Below are 17843 nucleotides of genomic sequence, written 5' to 3'. Positions count from 1 at the left end.
CTCAGTGTCCTGCCGGTTGCGGTGCGGGCGAAGTGGGCTGTGCGCGGCGCTTGAACAAGCCGCTGATCAGCACGAAGAACAACGGCACGAAGAAGATCGCCAGGATCGTGCCGGACAACATGCCGCCGATCACCGCGGTGCCCAAGGCGTGCTGCGCACCGGCACCGGCACCACTGCCGAGCACCAGCGGCACCACGCCCAGGATGAAGGCCAGCGATGTCATCAGGATCGGCCGCAGGCGCATGCGCGCCGCTTCCAGTGCCGCTGCGACCAGGCTCTTGCCGCTTTCGTGCAGTTCCTTGGCAAATTCCACGATCAGGATCGCGTTTTTCGATGCCAGGCCAATCGTGGTGAGCAGGCCTACCTGGAAGTACACATCGTTCATTTTCCAGGTCAGCAGTGCGCCCAGCAGCGTGCCGAATACGCCCAGCGGCACCACCAGGATCACCGAGAACGGAATCGCCCAGCTTTCGTACAACGCGGCCAGACACAGGAACACGATCAGGATCGACAGCCCGTACAACAGCCCGGTCTGGCCGGTCGAGGATTTTTCCTGCCGCGACAACCCGGTCCACTCGTAGCCGATGCCCGGCGGCAACTTGGCCGCCGCCGCTTCCACGATCTGCATCGCCTCGCCGCTGGAGGCCGCACCGGGCATCGCCATGCCCAGGATCTCCACCGACGGCACGCTGTTGTAACGCTCCAACCGCGGCGAGCCCGATTGCCAGCTGGCAGTGGCGAAGGCGTTGAACGGCACCATCGTGCCGGCGCTGTTGCGCACGAACCAGCGGTCGATGTCCTGCGGATTCATGCGGTACGCCGCATCGGCCTGCAGCATCACCTTCTTGACGCGGCCCTTGTCGATGAAGTCGTTGACGTAGGTACTGCCCCAGGCGCTGGAGAAGGTGTTGTTGATATCGGCGATCGACACGCCCATGGCCTGCGCCTTGTGCGAATCGATCTCCAGCTTGAACTCGGGCGTGTCCTCCTGCCCGTTCGGGCGCACCGCCACCAGCCGCTTGTCCTGCGACAGCTCGGCCAGCAGTTGATCGCGTGCCTGCATCAAGGCGGCGTGGCCGAGGTTGGCGCGGTCCTGCAGCATCAGGTCGAAGCCGGTCGCATTGCCCAGCTCCGACACCGCCGGCGGTGCGAACGCGAGCACCTTGGCATCGCGGATGGTGCTGAAGAACGCACCGGCCTTGCCGGCCACGTCGGTGACGCTCTGGCCCTTGCCGGTGCGCTCGTCCCACGGGCGCAACTTGACGAAGGCAAAGCCCACGTTCTGGCCGGTACCGGCAAAGCTGAAACCGGAGACCGCAAAGATGCCGGCGACCGAGTCTTTCTGATCGACCAGGAAGTGATGCTCCACCTGCTTGAGCACCTCGCCGGTGCGCGCATCGGTGGCACCGGGCGGCAATTGCACCAGCACGAACAGCGTGCCCTGGTCCTCGTCCGGCAGGAAGCCCACCGGCAGCTTCATGAAGCCGAACACCACCAGCGCCAGCAACACCGCATAGGCCAGCATGTAGCGCCAGCCCTTGCCCAGCATGTGCCGCACCACGCCCTGGTAGCCGGTGTTGCCGCGATCGAACAGGCGGTTGAACCAGCCGAAGAACCCGGTGGTCGCCAGACCATGGCCCTTCTCCACCGGCTTGAGCAAGGTGGCGCACAGGGCCGGGGTCAGGATCATCGCCACCAGCACCGACAAGGTCATGGCAGAAACAATCGTGATCGAGAACTGCCGGTAGATCACACCGGTGGAACCGCCGAAGAACGCCATCGGCACGAACACCGCGGCCAGCACCAGGGCCACGCCGACCAGCGCGCCGGAGATCTGGTCCATCGACTTGCGCGTGGCGTCACTGGGCGACAACTGCTCCTCGCCCATCACGCGTTCGACGTTTTCCACCACCACGATGGCATCGTCCACCAGCAGGCCGATCGCCAGCACCATCGCGAACATGGTCAGCGTGTTGATGGTGAAACCGAACGCCGCCAGCACGCCGAAGGTGCCGAGCAACACCACCGGCACCGCGATGGTCGGTATCAGGGTCGCGCGAAAATTCTGCAGGAACAGGTACATCACCAGAAACACCAGCACCACCGCTTCGATCAGCGTATGCACCACCTGCTCGATGGAGATGCGCACGAACGGCGTGGTGTCGTACGGCTTTTGCACCTTCATGCCGGGCGGGAAGAATTTCTCCTGCTCTTCCAGGCTCTTGTCGATCGCGCGCACCGTATCCAGCGCATTGGCGCCGGTGGCCAGCTTGATCGCCAGCCCGGCGGCCGGCTTGCCGTTGTAGCGGCCCACCGTGTTGTAGCTCTCGCTGCCCAGTTCGATGCGCGCCACATCGCGCAGGCGCACCTGCGAGCCATCGGACTGCGTGCGCAGCAGGATGTTCTCGAACTCCTCGGCGGTCTTCAGCCGGGTCTGCGCGGTGATGGTGGCATTGAGCTGCTGGTTGGGCACCGCCGGCAACGCGCCCAGCTGGCCGGCCGACACCTGCGCGTTCTGCGCCTGGATCGCGGTGCGTACATCCACCGGGGTCAGGCTGAAGTTGTTCAACTTGTTCGGGTCCATCCATACCCGCATCGCGTACTGCGAGCCGAACAAGGTGGTGTCGCCCACGCCTTCGACGCGGCTGATGGTTTCCTGCACGTTGGCAGCCACGTAATCGGACAGCTCCGAATCGCTCATGCTGCCGTCTTCGGAAGTGAAGGCCAGCACGTTGAGGAAGTTGGTGGCCGACTTGGTCACCGTCACGCCCTGCTGCTGCACTTCCTGCGGCAACAACGGCGTGGCCAGCGACAACTTGTTCTGCACCTGCACCTGCGCGGTGTCCGGATCGGTGCCGTTGTCGAAGGTCAGCGTGATGGTCACCGCACCGCTGGATTCGCTGGTGGATGCCATGTAGCTGAGGTGATCCAGCCCCTTCATCTTCTGCTCGATGACCTGGGTGACGGTGTCTTCCAGGGTCTGCGCCGAGGCGCCCGGATAGTTGGCGGTGATGGCGACGGCGGGCGGCGCGATGCTGGGGTATTGCGCAATCGGCAAGGTGGCGATGGACAGGATGCCGGCCAGCATCACGATGATGGCCAGCACCCAGGCGAAGATCGGACGATCGATGAAGAAGCGTGCCATGACGTGTGATCCCGCCTCAGTTGGCCGCACGCAGTGCGGTCGGGGCGGAAGGCGTGCCGGCAGCATTGCCAGCACCGGCGGCAGGCTTGCCCTTGGGCTGCCACGGCACGGTCTTGACCTCGATGCCGTCGCGGGCGCGCGAGACGCCTTCGACCACCAGTTGCTCGCCGGCCTTCAGGCCGCTGCGCACCAGCCACTGGTCGCCGACTTCGCGGTCGGTGTCCAGTACGCGCAGTTGCAGCTTGTGATCGGCACCGACCACGAACGCGGTCGGCTTGCCGGCACCATTGCGCGAGACCGCCTGCTGCGGCACCAGCACGCCCTGCTCCTTGATGCCCTCCTGCAGCACCGCGCGCACATACATGCCCGGCAACAACTCCGCATTCGGGTTCGGGAACACCGCGCGCAGGGTGATCGAGCCGGTGTTCTGGTCGACGGTGACATCGGAAAACGCCAGGTGGCCCTGCAGCGGATAGGTGCTGCCGTCTTCCAGCAACAGCGACACCTTGGCCGCATCGTCGCCGGCCTTCTCCAGCTCGCCGCGCGCCATCGCCTGCTTCAGGCGTAGCAAGGCCGCGCTGGGCTGGGTGACGTCGATGTAGATCGGGTCCAGTTGCTGGATGGTGGTCAACGCGGTGGCCTGGTTGGCGGTCACCAAGGCTCCCGGGGTGACGCTGGAGCGGCCGATGCGGCCGGAGATCGGCGCGTCCAGGCGCGCGAAGGCCAGGTTGATGCGCGCGGTTTCCACGCTGGCCTTGCCGGCCGCCACGTCGGCCTCGGCCTGGCCCAGCGCGGCGGCGGTGTCGTCGCCGTCCTGCTGGCTGATCGCCTTGATCTGCACCAGTTCGGTGTAGCGCTCGGCCTTGAGCCTGGCGGTGCGCAGGTTGGCCTGCGCCTTGGCCAGGGTGGCCTGGGCGCTGGCATAGCTGGCGCGGTAGGTCGCCGGATCGATCTGGTACAGCGTCTGCCCGGCCTTGACGTCGCCGCCCTCGGTGAACTGGCGCGACTGCACGATGCCGCCCACCTGTGGGCGAACTTCGGCGATCAGGTAGGGAACCGTGCGCCCGGGGAGCTCGGTGGTCAGGGTCACCGGCTGCGGCCTGACGGTCAGCACGCCCATTTCGGGCATGCCCTCCGCCGGCGGCGGTCCGCCCGGCGGGCTGCCGCAGGCACTGAGCAGGAGGGTGGCTGCAACGGCAGCAGCAAGCAGGGGCAGGCGAAACGCAGCATGAGGACGCACGGGAGGTCTCCGACGGAACGCAGGATGATTAAATCTAAACGGTACGGTTCGGTATCCTAATGAGCGCATCCGTGGCCGTCAAGCATTCCTGCCCAGTCGGTATACTTAACTGCCCAAGGGAGTCAGTTGATGCGGGTCAGAACCGAAGGAAAACGCGACGCCATCGTGCAGGCGGCCAGCGAGGTGTTCCTCGAAATGGGCTTCGAAGGCGCCTCGATGTCGCAGATCGCCGCCCGCGTCGGTGGCTCCAAGCGCACGCTCTACGGCTATTTCCCGTCCAAGGATGAGCTGTTTGTGGCGTTTGCCAAGGACATGTCCGACCGCTACATCGACCCGCTGCTGGACGCGCTTTCGCAGAGCAACGGCCCGGTCGCCGAGACCCTGCAGCGCTTCGGCGAGGACATCCTCAGCTTCCTGTGCGCGCCCAGCTCGATCACCATCTGGCAGACCATCATCGGCGTGTCGGGGCGGTCGGACGTGGGCGCGTTGTTCTTCAATTCCGGCCCGGAAGAAGGTGTGCAGCGCATGGCCGACTATCTGCAGACGCAGATGGATCGCGGCGTGATCCGCTGCGCCGATGTCCTGATCGCGGCCAGGCAGTTCGGCGGGCTGCTGGAGGCGGAAACCCTGATGCCCTGCCTGTTCGGCGCACTCAAGAACCCCTCGCCCGCGTATCTGCGCGAGGCGACGCAGCGCGCGGTCGCCCTGTTTCTGGCGGGCTATGGCGGCAAGACCGACGCCGCGGCGTGATGCGCGGTGGTGTCTGATACCTTGGGTTAAGCGATGCGTCGCTAGCGACCTCACTGATGCGTGTGCATGGCACTCGCACGTTGGGTTTTGTCAGCCGCTCTAAGTGAACCGCCCTGCGTTTTGGCTGGCGATCCTTACTCGGCCACCGCGCACTTGGCGCACAGGCCATGCACTTCCAGGGTCTGCGCCTGCGGCTGGAAACCCAGCGCCTTGGCGCGCGCTTCCAGTTGCGCCACCACCTCGCGGTCTTCCAGCTCCACCGCGCTGTGGCAGCGGTCGCAGATCAGGAACGGCACAGAGTGCTGGGCGCTGTTGGGGTGGTGGCAGGCGACGAAGGCATTGACCGATTCGAGCTTGTGCACGAAGCCGTTGGCCATCAGAAAATCCAGCGCGCGGTACACCGTGGGCGGGGCATCGGCACCGACGCCCTTGCCTTCGCGCACCCAGTCCAACAGTTCGTAGGCCTTGACCGGCTTGCCGGCGTCGGCAATCAGCCGCAGCACATTGGCGCGGATCGGCGTCAGCCGCAGGCCGCGCTCGCTGCAGGCACGCTCCACCGCGCGCACGAAGCCATTGGCATCGTCCACATGGTGATGCGGGGCTGTGCAGGCATGTTCCTGATCGTGCGTTTGGGTGTGCGTATGCTTGGTCATACAGGCTCCGGCGGTCAGCCCGCCCCTATCTTGATGAGTGCGGCATCGATGCGTTTCAAGGCGCCTTCGCGTCCGGCCAGGTACACGGTCTGCGAAATGTCCGGGCTGACCTGGGTGCCGGTGATGGCCACGCGCAGCGGCTGGGCCACCTTGCCCATGCCCAGCTCCAGCGCGGCGGCCGCGTCGTGCAGCGCGGCCGAGACGGTCTCCACGCTCCATTCGCTTTGTGCCGCCAGCAGTTCGCGCGCCTTGCCCAGCGGCACTTCTGCGCCCAGCTTGAGGTGCTTCATCACCGCCGCCTCGTCGTAGGTTTCCAGCGGCTGGTACCAGACCACGGCTTTTTCGGCCATGTCCTTCAAGGTCTGCACGCGCTCGCGCAGTGCCACCACCACGTCGGCGGCGGCCGGGCCGGCGGCCACATCGATGCCGAGCCGGGCGAGCTGGTATTCCAGCTGCGGGGCGATGCTGGCCGGGTCGTCGGTCTTGAGGTAATGCTGGTTGACCCAGCCCAACTTGGCCATGTCCAGGCGCGCGGCCTTGGAATTGACGTCCTTGACGTCGAACAGGTCGAGCAATTCCTGGCGACTGAACAGCTCCTGGTCGCCGTGCGACCAACCCAGACGTGCCAGGTAGTTGATCAGCGCATGCGGCAGGTAGCCGGCGTCCTTGTACTGCATCACGTCGGCCGCGCCGGTGCGCTTGGACAGCTTGGCGCCCTGCTCGTCCAGGATCATCGGCATGTGCGCGAACTTGGGAACAGGCGCCCCCAGCGCCTCATAGATGTTGATCTGGCGCGGGGTGTTGTTGATGTGGTCATCGCCGCGGATCACCTCGGTGATGCCCATGTCCCAATCGTCCACCACCACCGCGAAGTTGTAGGTGGGGAAGCCGTCCGGGCGGAAGATCACCATGTCGTCGAGCTCGCTGTTGGCGATCTCGATGACGCCCTTGATCAGGTCGTCGAACACCACCGTGCCGCCGACCGGGTTCTTGAAGCGGATGACCCGGTTGGGGTCGTCGCGATACGGCAGGTTCTGCTCGCGGGCGGCGCCGTTGTAGCGCGGCTTTTCCTGCCGGGCCATGGCGGCCTCGCGCATGGCGTCGAGTTCTTCGCGGGTTTCGTAGGCGTAATAGGCCTTGCCCTGCGCCAGCAGTTGCTCGGCCACCTCCTGGTAGCGGGCCACGCGCTGGGTCTGGTAGATCGGGCCTTCGTCATAGTCCAGGCCCAGCCAGTCCATCGCCTCCAGGATGGCGTCGATCGCGGCCTGGGTGCTGCGCTCACGGTCGGTGTCTTCGATGCGCAGCACGAACTGCCCGCCGCGACGGCGCGCCTCCAGCCAGCAATACAGCGCGGTGCGGGCGCCGCCGATGTGCAGGTAACCGGTGGGGCTGGGAGCAAAGCGGGTGCGGCAGGTCATGGAGCGCTCGGCGAAACGGGGATCGGCCGATTTTACCTTGACCAGCACGGACCTGCCCGCACGCGGCTCAGCGGTTGCGCAACAGGTCGCCGTAGACCACGTCATCGCCGCCGCTGCGCGCCGGGCCGGGCGCGTCGTACAGCACCAGCCAGCTGGGCGTGTCGCCGGCCAGGTGCCCGGGAAGATTGCAGATCGCCTCGGCGCGGTCGCTGTCGGTGCCGTGCGGCAACACCGCCGATTCCAGCAACTCGTGCTGAAAGCGCACCGGTGCCTGGTTGGCAGCCAGCACGGTACGTGCGTCCGGCCATTTGAACAGGCGGATTTCGCCATTCAACACCATGGTCGGGCCGGCCAGCAGGTACAGGTCGTCGCCGGAATAATGCAGGTCGCGGATGCCCAGCCCGCCCAATTGCAGGAAGTGCTTGCGCAGCAGCGTGCCGTCCTCGTCCAGCGGCGCCAGGCGCAGGTGGTCGCCATGCGCCTGCACCCGGATCTCCAGCAGCGCCGACCAGCCGCGCAGCACCGGGCCACGCAGGCCCAGCAGCAGGCGCTCGCCGTCCACCACGATGCCTTCGATATCGAAGCCGTTGTCCTTGCCGGGGATCTTCAGGAACGGGCCGAAGTGCCGGTCGTCGGCCAGCAGCTCGGTGAGCTGGTTGTGCTTCGCATCGCCCTTGAGCCGCAGCGCGCGACGGCCGTCGGCGGCTTCGCGCACCAGGCGCGGGGTGCCGTCGGCATCGCGCTCGATCGGCAGGCAGGCCAGCAGGCGGCGGTTGGCGTCGAGTTTGAGCTTGGTCAGGCGTTTGGCGTTTTCGGCATCGTCGCGACTGCGCTTGGCGTTCTTGCGCTTGAGCCCATGCGAGCCGATCACCCAAAGCAATCCCTCCGACAGCGCCATGCCTTCCAGATCCGCCTCCTCGGCCGCCTCGCCGGGCAGGTCCAGCAACTCGGCCAGCGCAAAGCTCTGCCCCTGGCCGAAGCGCAGCGTCTCGCGCTGCACGGGGTCGAGCCTGCGCAGGCGATCCACCGCGCAGGCCTCGTCGCCGGCCACCCACAGCCAGTCGTCGGTGAAGGCCGCACCGGACAGATTGCTGTGCACCAGCGCGCCAGGCGCGAACTCGAGACGGACGCTGTGCGGAATCAGGGTTTTCTTGGCCATGGGAACCTGGTGGGAGGTATTGCAAGGGATGAAAGTGGCTGAGGTACCGTAGCGCGCGGTCACCACTTGAGGCACGGAGCGTGAACGTTGCAGCGTACGTATGGCAGTGCCGTCGCGAACACCGGCTGCGCTCGCCCGACGATGAACATCGTCCTTTGAGGACCACGCTCTATCAGTCGAAGGTGGCCAGCCTGGCACGCGCAACGTGAGCGCCCAATTGACCGACCCAATCGCGATCGTTGGCGACCTGCGCCTGCGCGCGGCTGGCCTCGAAGGCGGCGAAATCCAGCTCCGCATACGCCCACACGGCAGTGCCCTGGGTCTGCGCCAGCACGCCATCGGCCGGGAAGCCGACATCCATCGGTGCGAACACCGCCGCTTCGCCGGTATTGACGTCCAGCGCCGGGCTCCACGGCGCTTGCCCGGCCGTGACCGATTGCGCGACGAACACGCGGTTTTCCAGCGCGCGCGCCAGGCAGCCGACCCGTACCCGCATCGCCCCGGCGGCGGTGTCGGTGCAACTGGGCACGATCAGCAGCCGCGCGCCGGCCTCGTACTGCGCACGCACCGGCAGCGGGAACTCGCTGTCGTAGCAGATCGCGATCGCCGCACGCACGCCATCCAGGTCGAACACCTTCAGCGCATCGCCCGGCTCGATCAGCCCGGCGGCCTTTTCGAAGCCGGTCAGCTGCAGCTTGTCCTGCCAGCCGTGCCGGCCATCGGGCGTGAACCAGTCGCTGCGGTTGCGGTAACGGCCCTGGCCCAGGTCCAGCAGAAAGCTGCCGGCCACCAGATGCAGCTGATGCTGGCGCGCCAGGCCGGCAAACAGCTCCAGCCATGGCGCACGCAGCGCCTGGATCGCCGCCAGCGACTCCGGCAAGCCGGCAGAAATCTGCGTACCGAAGGTCGCGCCCAGCTCCAGCGACAGATACTCCGGCAGCACCAGCAGGCGTGCGCCGGCGGCGGCAGCCTCGCCCACCAGCGCCGACTGGCATGCGGCGAACGCGGCAAAGTCGGCAGGTTTGCCGATCGGGTATTTGGCGACGGCAATTTTCATCTACTGGCCTGGTTGCGAGTGATCGATGGCATAAGAAGTGACTCGGTCACGGCGGCAGTGGCCGCGTCCATACCCGCAGACTGTGGTCGATCTCACCGTGTTGCAACTCCGCCCACGCCAACTGCACGCGCATGTCCGCTTGCGGTGCATAGCCACGTTTGCGCCAGAACACGTCGTTGGGTCGATAGTCGGCCGGCTTGCGCGGATCGTCTTCTGCGCGTTCCACCGCGCAGAACGCAGTGAGCGCGAAGCGGCCCAGTGCACGCGCATGCGCCTCGCGCTGGTCAAAAAATGCGTGGCCGATTCCCTGCCCGCGATAGTCCGGCAGCAGCACCGATTCGCCGAAATAGAACACGCTGGCCGGGTCGATGCCGGCTGCACGGAACGGCGCATGGAAGGCGTCGCTGTCGTCGAGCAGCGGCAGCCCGGTGGAGGCGCCGATCACCGTATCGCCATCGCGTGCCAGCACGAACACGCTGTCCGGCGAGGCCGCGTAGGCGGCCAGATAGCCGCGCTCGTAATCGGCATCGCCGTCGTACAGGTATGGCCAGGCGCGGAACACCGCGATGCGCAGTTGCGCCACCGCAGCCAGATGCGGCAGCACCTGCGTGCCGCGCACCGTTTCAACGATCAGGGAGGAGCCGCTCATGCCGGCCATGGTAAGCCAGCCTGGCGCAGCTGCGCCGCCGTACATCAGCGCAGCCAGCCGCCATTGCCCGGAGCCGCCGCAGCCGGCTGCTGCCACAGCAACCACACCGCCTCCTCCTCGCTGGCCAGCAGCACACCGAGCAGTGCATCGGTGCTGCGCGCCCAGTAGCTGCCGTTGCTCAACCGCTGCCACGGCCCGTAGCGGCGCGGACGCGCGTTGTCTGCCGCCGCGTCCTGCCGCTGCGCCGCCTGCAGGAACCCGCTGCCGCCCAGGCGCAACGCCTGCGCGGTGCCCGCATGCAGGCGCAGGCCGATCACCCCGCGGCGTCCGTCGCGGCGCAAGGGCAAGGCCGACAACGGCGAAGCGTCCCACTACTGCGGCAGCGCTGCGGGAAGCAGCGCCACCGTGTCGATCCCGGCGGGCAGCAAACGCTGCGCCCGCCGGTGCAACTGTGCGTGCGCGCGCATGTCGGCCTCAGCGCAGGCTGTTGCCAAGCTCGTACCAGTCGAGCTTGCGGGTCACCCACATGATGCTGGCCAGGATGCCGAACAGCAGCAGCGATCCCATCAGCAGCGAGTTGTCTTCGGAGATCAACAGGCTGTAGAGCACCCCGTACAACGCGGTGAGCATCGCCGAGAACCCGGCTGCACGCGCCCAGCTGCGCAACACTCCGGACAGATAGAAGAACTGCAGGCCGATACACGCCGCGGCCGAGACCAGATACGCCTGCCAGAACGCGATGTGCTCGGACAGGCTCAGCAGCAGCAGGAAGAAGATCGCCAGCGCCAGACCCACCAGCAGGTATTGCAGGGGATGGATCGGCAGACGCTTGATCAACTCGAACAACACGAACGCCACAAAGGTCAGCACCACGAACAGGATGCCGTACTTGCTGGCGCGGTCGGCCTGGGTATACACGTCGACCGGATCGACCAGCCGCACTTCCAGCGTATCCAGCGACGACTGGCTGGACTGCAGCTGGGTCTGTGCACCGGTGGCCAGCGACGACAACGACCAGCTCGCATCGAAACCGCGCGCGCCGATCGTCGGCGCATTCGGCAGGAAGCGCCCGCCGAACAGCGGATGCGGCCAGGCCGAGCGCAAAGCGATGTCGTTGTTGTCGGCAATCGGTGCGATCGCCAGGCTGCGGGTGCCATCCAGCACGAACGACATCTCCACCAGCTTGCCGTCACCCAGCGTGCCGGCCAGCGCATCGCCCAGCGGCTGCAGATCGGCATGGATACCGGCCGAGCCCCCCACCAGGCCGCCCGACCCGCTCTCCAGCGGCAAGCTGCGGCCGTCCACCCGCAGGCTCGGCGTGCCGACCAGGCCGCGCACATCGGAAATGCCCACCGCCAGATGCGGCCGGCCATAGCGGCGACCGGCCACGGCCGGATAGTCGAACGGGTCGAACCCGGCCTTGAGCCTGGCCTTCCACGAATACACCTGCACGCGGAACAGGCCGATCTTGCGCTCGGACGGGGTCAGCTCGCCGCTCAGCGTGAGCGTGCGCGGGGTCTGCAGCAATTGGCCATCGCGCTTGCGCCAGACCTTGCGCGGGTTGCCCTGCTCGTCCGGCTCGGTGACCTGCACGTCCTCGGTAAACGGCAGCACCCGCACCGGCGCGATGAACTGCTGCTCGCCGGCCTTGCTCTGCGCCACCCGCTCCACCGCCTCGTCGCGGTAACGCGCACGGTCCTGCACCGTGCCGCGGATCAACAGCAATGGGATCAGCAGCAACAGGATCAATCCGCCAATGGTGGCGAAGCGCAACAACAGTTTCAGGGATTTCATCGACCTTCCTCAGTCTGGGAGGTCGCCAGGGTGCGTTGCGCCGGTGTCGCAGGTTTGAGGCGAATTTGAAGCGAATGTGAAGTGGGCGATCGGCAGGCTCTGCGACCGGCACTGTGATCCCGTTAGGAAATGCAGGTTTTTTTCATCAAAAATGCAACAAAGGCCCAGGACACGCTTCCGTTGCATCGCCAGGGTTTCGCATCACCGCCGCGCGCTTCGCCGCCAGGCGCAACGATGCCAGTGCAGTTGCGCATCACGGGGCCATTGCTTTTCTCGAGTCTGCGTTGATCACGGCGTTGCAGTTCCGCGGCATCCGCATTCAACGTTACGCGCCGCAGCGGCGGTGTCGCACACGCATGCCCGCCTGCCGGCCATGGTTCCAGAACGCGCACGACTGCCTCTCTCTCGCCTGGAGTTTGCCTTCATGAACAAGCAACGTTCGCTCACGCTCTGCCTGCTCGCTGCCCTGAGCCTGTCCTCCGCCACCGCACAGGCGGCAACGCACGGGATGGGCCTGAAACCCTCGTCATTGATGCAGCCGGTCACTCCGTTGTTCGGCATTGCCAGCGCCGACAAACCCCTGCCCGCCACGGTCGACCTGACTGCCTGGGCGATCACCCCGGGCGACCAGGGCCAGGTGGGGTCATGTGCATCGTGGGCAACCGCCCACACCCTGACCGGTTGGTATGCCAACGCCAACAAACAGGCGCAAACCCGCTTCGCCCCGATGTATCTCTACAGCCAGGTCAACGGCGGCGTCGATGAGGGCTCCACGCTGGAAGCGCCGCTGGACGTCGCGCTGGCCCAAGGCATCGACACCGAGCAGCATTACGCGTGGGGCAACTACAACTGGAAGAACCCACCCACCGCAGCCGACCGCGCCAACGCCGCCAGGAACCCCACGCCATACCGCAAGTACACCGTGCTGTATTCGGGCGACGGCAATGGCGGGCGGGCCCTGATCGAACAGATCAAACTCGCGCTGGCTTCGTCCACGCCGGTGGCGATCGGCTTCTATGTCCGCCAGGGGTTCGAAGACCTCACACCGAAAAACCAGGTCGACTACGACACCAAGACGCCGATCCTGGGCGGGCACGCGGTGATCGCGCTGGGCTACGACAGTGAAGGGCTGCTCGTCGAAAACAGCTGGGGCACCGAGTGGGGCAACAAGGGCTTTGGCAAGCTGTCCTGGTCGGTGGTCGCCAAGGACGTCATCGGGGCCGACGTGGTGCACTAACACACAGCGGCTGCGCAAAGCGATGCGCGGCTGACACGGATGCGGCATGTGCCCTGGCGCATGCCGCTTGCGTGCCACCGCGATACCGCCACCGTTGGCCGCCGACCTGTGCACAGACGGCATGCAATGCGGTTCAGAGCCGCCAACAAACCTGCTGCGTAGCCGCCAGGTGGGCGCGGCCGGCGCGCGGAATCGGCAGGTACCACCCGTACACTCTGGTTGCTCCGCGCCATCCGCACCCACCTGACGACTGCGCGCTACGGTTTGTTAGCCGCGCTTAGCCGATGGGCAGGCGCAGGGTCGCGATCGCACCGCCGCCCTCGCGGTTGCCCAGCGTCGCCTCGCCACCATGCAGGCGCGCGACTTCGCGTACGAACGGCAGGCCGAGGCCGGAGCTGCGTTGCCCGGTCTGCGGGCGGGCCAGCGAATAGAAACGTTCGAACACCCGTTCCAGTGCGTAGTCCGGCACCCCGCTGCCGCGGTCTTCTACCACCAGCTGCACCTGCCCCTTCAGCACCTGCGCACGCAGCTGGATGGTGCTGCCCTGCGGTGAAAACGCGATGGCATTTTCCAGCAGGTTGATCAGCGCCTGGCGCAGCAGGAATCCATCGCCCAGCACATACTGCCCGCGCGCCGTGTCGGAGGCGGCATCGCGTTCCAGCAGCACGCCTGCCGCTGCCGCGCGCGGCAGCACGGCATCCACGGCCGCCTGCAGCAGGCCAGCCACCGCGATGCGCTCGCGCGTCTGCAGCCAGCCGTGCTGTTCCACCTCGGCCAGCGCCAGCAGCTTGTCGATGGTTTCGGTCAGGCGCAGCTCCTGCGCGCGGATGCTGGCGACAAAGTGCTGGCGATCGGCCTCCGGCAGTGGCTCGCTCAACAGTTCGGACGCGCCCCTGATTGCCGCCAGCGGGCTCTTCATCTCGTGCGTCAGCGACTGCACGTACTGCTCCACGTAGGCCTTGCCTTCCAGCTTGCGCCGCATGCTTTCCAGCGCCTGGCCCAGGTCGCCGATTTCATCGCCGCGCGGTTCCGGCGGCGGCACCGGCACGCCCGCGCTCACCGCCTGCGCGTAGCGATTGAGCCGGCCGATGCCGCGCATCAACCACCAGGTCATCCAGATGCCGATCAGCGCAGAGATGCCGATCAGCCAGGCACCGCGCTGCAGGATGTTGCGCTGGCTGGCCTCGATGAACGGGTCGATGCTGCGATTGGGCTGCGCCAGCGTCAGCACGCCGATCAACTTGGCCGGATCATTCGGCGCGTAGATCGGTGCGGCCACATGCATCACCGTGGCGGTCGGGTCGCCATCGACCTCGGGGCTGGAACGCGCGCCGTATTCGCCGCGCAAGGTGCGATAGACATCGTTCCAGCGCGAGTTGTCGCGGCCCACATCGCGGCCCAGCGAGTCGAACACCACCACGCCGCGCGCGTCGGTGACGGTGACGCGGTAGGCCACATCGTTCTTGCGGAACCGCCATACCCAGGCCTTGGGGTCGCGTCGCTGCGCCTGCGCCACGTTGCGCGCAAAGCTGCCGCTGGCGATGGTGCCGGCAGCCAGCTCGCCGCTGGCCATTTCCGCCAGCACATTGGCCGCGTCCACCAGCGTGGATTCCATCGCCTGGCGCACGCCCGGCTTGACCTCGTTGACGAACACCCGCATCACGAAGAACGCGGCCAGCCCCACGATCAGGAAGAAGCCCAGGAACAGCTTGAGACCGAGCCGCATCTCAGGCCCTAGTCCCGATAACAACGCGATGCCTGCATGCGGCCATGGCTATAGCTCCAGCGCGTAGCCGAGGCCACGGTGGGTGCGGATCGGGTCGGCCGGCACGCCGGCCTGGCGCAGCTTGCCGCGCAGCGTCTTGATATGGGTGTCCACGGTGCGGTCGGCACTATCGGCGCTGGCGTCCCAGCCGCGGTCCATCAGCTGCGCGCGGCTCAGGATCGCGCCGGGGCGCTGCAACAGCGCCGACAGCAGCGCGTACTCGTAGCGGGTCAGCGGCAGCAGCGCATCGCCGTAGCGGATGCGGCTGCCCTCGCGATCGATCGCAAACGCGCCGTGCGGCTGCCAGCCCGGCTCCGCCACGGCGGCCGCATGGCGACGACGCAGCCGCGCGCGCACCCGCGCCACCAGCTCGCGCGGGGAGAACGGCTTGGCCATGTAGTCGTCGGCGCCCAGTTCGAAGCCGAGCACGCGGTCGATCTCGTCGTTGCGCGCGGTCAGGAAGATCACCGGCACATCGCTGAACCCGCGCAGCGTGCGGCACACCTCGAAGCCGTTGATATCCGGCAGGCCCACGTCCAGCACCACCACATCGGCCGGGTCGGCACGCAGGCGCGCCAATGCGTCACGGCCCAGCAGGCAGTGTTCGGGCGCATAGCCTTCGCTGCGCAGCGCGTACAGCACGGTATCGGCAATGGCGGCTTCGTCTTCGACGACGAGCACGCGGGCGGGGGACTCGGACATGGCGCGCAGCATAGCCGCATGCTGGCGCGGCCCGTACACTGCCGCGATGAACTATCGCCACGCCTTCCATGCCGGCAACCATGCCGACGTGCTCAAGCACATCGCCTTGCTGGCGCTGATCGACACCCTCAAGCGCAAGGACACGCCGTTCTTCGTGCTCGACACCCATGCCGGACGCGGGCGCTACCAGCTCGGCGGCGAGGAAAGCCGCAAGACCAACGAGGCCGATGCCGGGGTGATGCGGCTGATGGCCGAGTCGACCCTGCCCGAGGTGGTCGAGCGCTATCTGCGCGCGGTGCAGGCCGACAACCACACCGTCGCCCGCCCGGCCACGCCCGGCCAGAAGCCGGCGCGCCCCACCGCCGGCATCCAGATCAACCATTACCCCGGCTCGCCGTTGCTGGCGGCGCAGGCGCTGCGCGAACAGGACCGCATGGCGTTCTGCGAGTTGCAGCCGGAAGAGGCCGAGGCGCTCAAGCGCCTGTTCGCCAGGGACAGCCGCGTGCGCGTGCATGCCGGCGATGGCTATGAGGCAATTCGCGCCTTCGTGCCGCCGCGTGCGGGCGAGACCAAGATCGGCCGCGGGCTGGTGCTGATCGACCCGCCGTACGAGGCGCAGGAAGCCGAGTACCCGCAGGTCATCCACAGCGTGCGCGAGACGCTGGCGCGCTGGCCGCAGGCGATCTGCATGGTGTGGTACCCGATCAAACTGCGCCGCAGCCTGCAGCCGTTCATGCGTAAAGCGGCCACGCTGCCGGCCAAGTCGGTGCTGGTGGCCGAGCTGCAGGTGCGCCCGGACGACTCGCCGCTGCGCCTGACCGGCAGCGGGTTGCTGATCGTCAATGCGCCGTGGCAGTTCGACCAGGTGCTGGCACCCGCGCTGCCGGTGCTGAAGCAGCACCTGGGCGAAGCAGGTGCATCGACCCGGCTGGAGTGGCTGCGCCAAGACGCCTGAGTCGGCGATGCCAGCGCCTGCTCGCGCTGGCGAACGCGGCTGCATACTCACGACTGGATCACGGTATCGCTCGGTACAGTGATGAGGGAAGCACTGCCCCCCCCTGACGGCCCCCAGCGGCGCACCGGATTCATTCACGGTTGTGCGCTGGGCTGGTGCCAGAATCTTCCGATCTTTAAGGAACACCGGTCATGGCCATTCGCAATCGCATGCCTCCCTGGCATGAAAACTTCAGCCTGCCCAATGGCCGCACGCTCCTGCTCCGCCCGATCCGTCCCGAGGACGGTCCGCCGCTGCAGGGCGCTTTCAGCCTGTTGGGACCGGAGGAAATCCGCGCGCGCTTCGTGCGTTCCTCCGCCGAAATCACCCAGGAGATGGTGCAGCGCCTGACCCATCCCAACCCCAAGAGCGAAATCGTGCTGGTGGCCGCCGAACAGCTGCCGCCGGGCGAGGCGCTGGTGGGCGCGGTGGCGCGCGCGGCACTGGTGCCGGGCACCCGCCAGGCCGAGTACACCATCCTGGTCAGCAGCTTCGTCGCCGGCCAGGGGCTGGGACGGCAGCTGATGCGCAAGCTGGTCAAGTGGGCACGGCGCAAGTACCTGGACTGCCTGTTCGGCGACGTGCTGCGAAGCAATGTGCCGATGCTGCAGCTGGCCGAATCGCTGGGCTTCAAACCGCAGCCGCATCCGGATTCGCCGGAGTTGGTGCGGATGGTGCTGGAGCTGGATGCCTGAGGGGCTGGGATTGGGGATTCGGGATTGGGGATTCGTGAAGCGGCTTTGAGCGGTTGGTTTGCGACTTGGCTGCAGGGCCCTTGCCCGCCCACCATCGCAGGACACGCCGCAAGTACGTCCTTGTAGGCTCTTACGCGGCATCCATGCCGCGTAAGGTCCCGCGACGGTGAGCGGGCAAGGACCAGTCGAGATAGTCGGTCGTTGAAGCAGTTGCCCATGCGATAGCTCAATCGTGGAGCGGTTGATCTGCGGCTTTGCTGCAGGGCCCTTGCCCGCCCACCATCGCGGGACACGCCGCAAGTACGTCCTTGTAGGCTCTTACGCGGCATCCATGCCGCGTAAGGTCCCGCGACGGTGAGCGGGCAAGGACCGGTCGGGATGGTCGGTCCGTATAGTGCGAGCAGCACGGTGTCAGGCAAGAACGCGTCCGCTCGTTTTCGCAAGAAAGCCAGGGCAGCGGACCAGCTTTTCAAACAACCGACCAACTGTCTGGTGCGGTGTCCTCGCCGATTGCGGGACCGTGTGGCGGCATGGATGCCGCCACCGAGCCTCCATGGACGGATTCACGGCGTGTCCCGCGAGCGG

The 17843-nt window shown here is 66.8% G+C and carries 14 protein-coding genes, 1 other RNA gene and 1 pseudogene; 5 read left to right on the top strand and 11 right to left on the bottom strand.

Annotation, left to right across the window (positions count from 1 at the left end; genetic code table 11):
* Position 1: 1 nt before the first annotated feature.
* Both XARJCFBP2528_RS14310 and XARJCFBP2528_RS14305 read right to left on the bottom strand, forming a co-directional pair.
* Positions 2-3145, bottom strand: a complete 3144-nt coding sequence (locus tag XARJCFBP2528_RS14310) for an efflux RND transporter permease subunit (protein ID WP_016902323.1) — start codon at positions 3143-3145, stop codon at positions 2-4.
* Positions 3146-3161: 16 nt separating this feature from the next.
* Positions 3162-4385 carry an efflux RND transporter periplasmic adaptor subunit gene (locus tag XARJCFBP2528_RS14305; protein WP_026064279.1) on the bottom strand — a complete coding sequence of 408 codons (1224 nt, stop codon included), beginning with the start codon at positions 4383-4385 and terminating at the stop codon, positions 3162-3164.
* Between the two features lie 129 nt (positions 4386-4514).
* Between XARJCFBP2528_RS14305 and XARJCFBP2528_RS14300 the strand changes: the two genes are divergently transcribed.
* Positions 4515-5135: a TetR/AcrR family transcriptional regulator gene (locus tag XARJCFBP2528_RS14300; protein WP_016902321.1), complete on the top strand. Its 621-nt coding sequence runs from the start codon at positions 4515-4517 to the stop codon at positions 5133-5135.
* A 134-nt stretch (positions 5136-5269) separates the two neighbouring features.
* On the opposite strand, the gene XARJCFBP2528_RS14295 is transcribed toward XARJCFBP2528_RS14300, so the two are convergent.
* From XARJCFBP2528_RS14295 to creD, 7 genes and pseudogenes are all read right to left on the bottom strand, one after another.
* Positions 5270-5788 (bottom strand): transcriptional repressor, encoded by a 519-nt coding sequence (locus XARJCFBP2528_RS14295; protein ID WP_016902320.1) that lies wholly within the window; start codon positions 5786-5788, stop codon positions 5270-5272.
* A 14-nt stretch (positions 5789-5802) separates the two neighbouring features.
* A complete protein-coding gene (gene gltX / locus XARJCFBP2528_RS14290; RefSeq protein WP_026064278.1) occupies positions 5803-7206 on the bottom strand; it encodes a glutamate--tRNA ligase in 1404 nt (467 codons plus the stop codon).
* 67 nt (positions 7207-7273) lie between these two features.
* A complete protein-coding gene (locus tag XARJCFBP2528_RS14285; RefSeq protein WP_016902318.1) occupies positions 7274-8365 on the bottom strand; it encodes a DUF3616 domain-containing protein in 1092 nt (363 codons plus the stop codon).
* 172 nt (positions 8366-8537) lie between these two features.
* Entirely contained in the window at positions 8538-9422 is an 885-nt protein-coding gene (locus XARJCFBP2528_RS14280; RefSeq protein WP_016902317.1) for a carbon-nitrogen hydrolase family protein, read from the bottom strand.
* 46 nt (positions 9423-9468) lie between these two features.
* The gene (locus XARJCFBP2528_RS14275) at positions 9469-10119 is read right to left on the bottom strand and encodes a GNAT family N-acetyltransferase (RefSeq protein WP_026064277.1); all 651 of its coding nucleotides are present in this window, start codon (positions 10117-10119) and stop codon (positions 9469-9471) included.
* Positions 10116-10538: pseudogene (locus XARJCFBP2528_RS14270) on the bottom strand (hypothetical protein). Before XARJCFBP2528_RS14270 ends, XARJCFBP2528_RS14275 begins: the two are co-directional and overlap by 4 nt.
* Positions 10539-10545: 7 nt before the next feature.
* Positions 10546-11865, bottom strand: coding sequence for a cell envelope integrity protein CreD (gene creD / locus XARJCFBP2528_RS14265; protein WP_016902313.1), 1320 nt, complete (start codon positions 11863-11865; stop codon positions 10546-10548).
* A 424-nt stretch (positions 11866-12289) separates the two neighbouring features.
* Between creD and XARJCFBP2528_RS14260 the strand changes: the two genes are divergently transcribed.
* Together XARJCFBP2528_RS14260 and XARJCFBP2528_RS22650 are read left to right on the top strand one after the other, a co-directional pair.
* A complete protein-coding gene (locus XARJCFBP2528_RS14260) occupies positions 12290-13102 on the top strand; it encodes a C1 family peptidase (RefSeq protein WP_016902312.1) in 813 nt (270 codons plus the stop codon).
* 197 nt (positions 13103-13299) lie between these two features.
* Positions 13300-13375, top strand: a non-coding RNA gene (locus XARJCFBP2528_RS22650) — sX9 sRNA.
* A gap of 4 nt (positions 13376-13379) precedes the next feature.
* On the opposite strand, the gene creC is transcribed toward XARJCFBP2528_RS22650, so the two are convergent.
* Positions 13380-14828: a two-component system sensor histidine kinase CreC gene (creC, locus tag XARJCFBP2528_RS14255; protein WP_016902311.1), complete on the bottom strand. Its 1449-nt coding sequence runs from the start codon at positions 14826-14828 to the stop codon at positions 13380-13382.
* 48 nt (positions 14829-14876) lie between these two features.
* Positions 14877-15581, bottom strand: a complete 705-nt coding sequence (gene creB, locus XARJCFBP2528_RS14250; protein WP_016902310.1) for a two-component system response regulator CreB — start codon at positions 15579-15581, stop codon at positions 14877-14879.
* A gap of 34 nt (positions 15582-15615) precedes the next feature.
* On the opposite strand from creB, the gene XARJCFBP2528_RS14245 reads away from it, so the two are divergent.
* The gene (locus XARJCFBP2528_RS14245; protein ID WP_016902309.1) at positions 15616-16524 is read left to right on the top strand and encodes a 23S rRNA (adenine(2030)-N(6))-methyltransferase RlmJ; all 909 of its coding nucleotides are present in this window, start codon (positions 15616-15618) and stop codon (positions 16522-16524) included.
* A gap of 191 nt (positions 16525-16715) precedes the next feature.
* Entirely contained in the window at positions 16716-17258 is a 543-nt protein-coding gene (locus XARJCFBP2528_RS14240; protein ID WP_016902308.1) for a GNAT family N-acetyltransferase, read from the top strand.
* Positions 17259-17843: the final 585 nt, after the last annotated feature.

Origin of the sequence: Xanthomonas arboricola pv. juglandis (assembly GCF_001013475.1) — a bacterium.
Lineage (GTDB): Bacteria > Pseudomonadota > Gammaproteobacteria > Xanthomonadales > Xanthomonadaceae > Xanthomonas > Xanthomonas arboricola.
The sequence above is the reverse complement of the archived record's forward strand: the minus strand, read 5'-3'. Positions and strand labels throughout refer to the sequence as shown.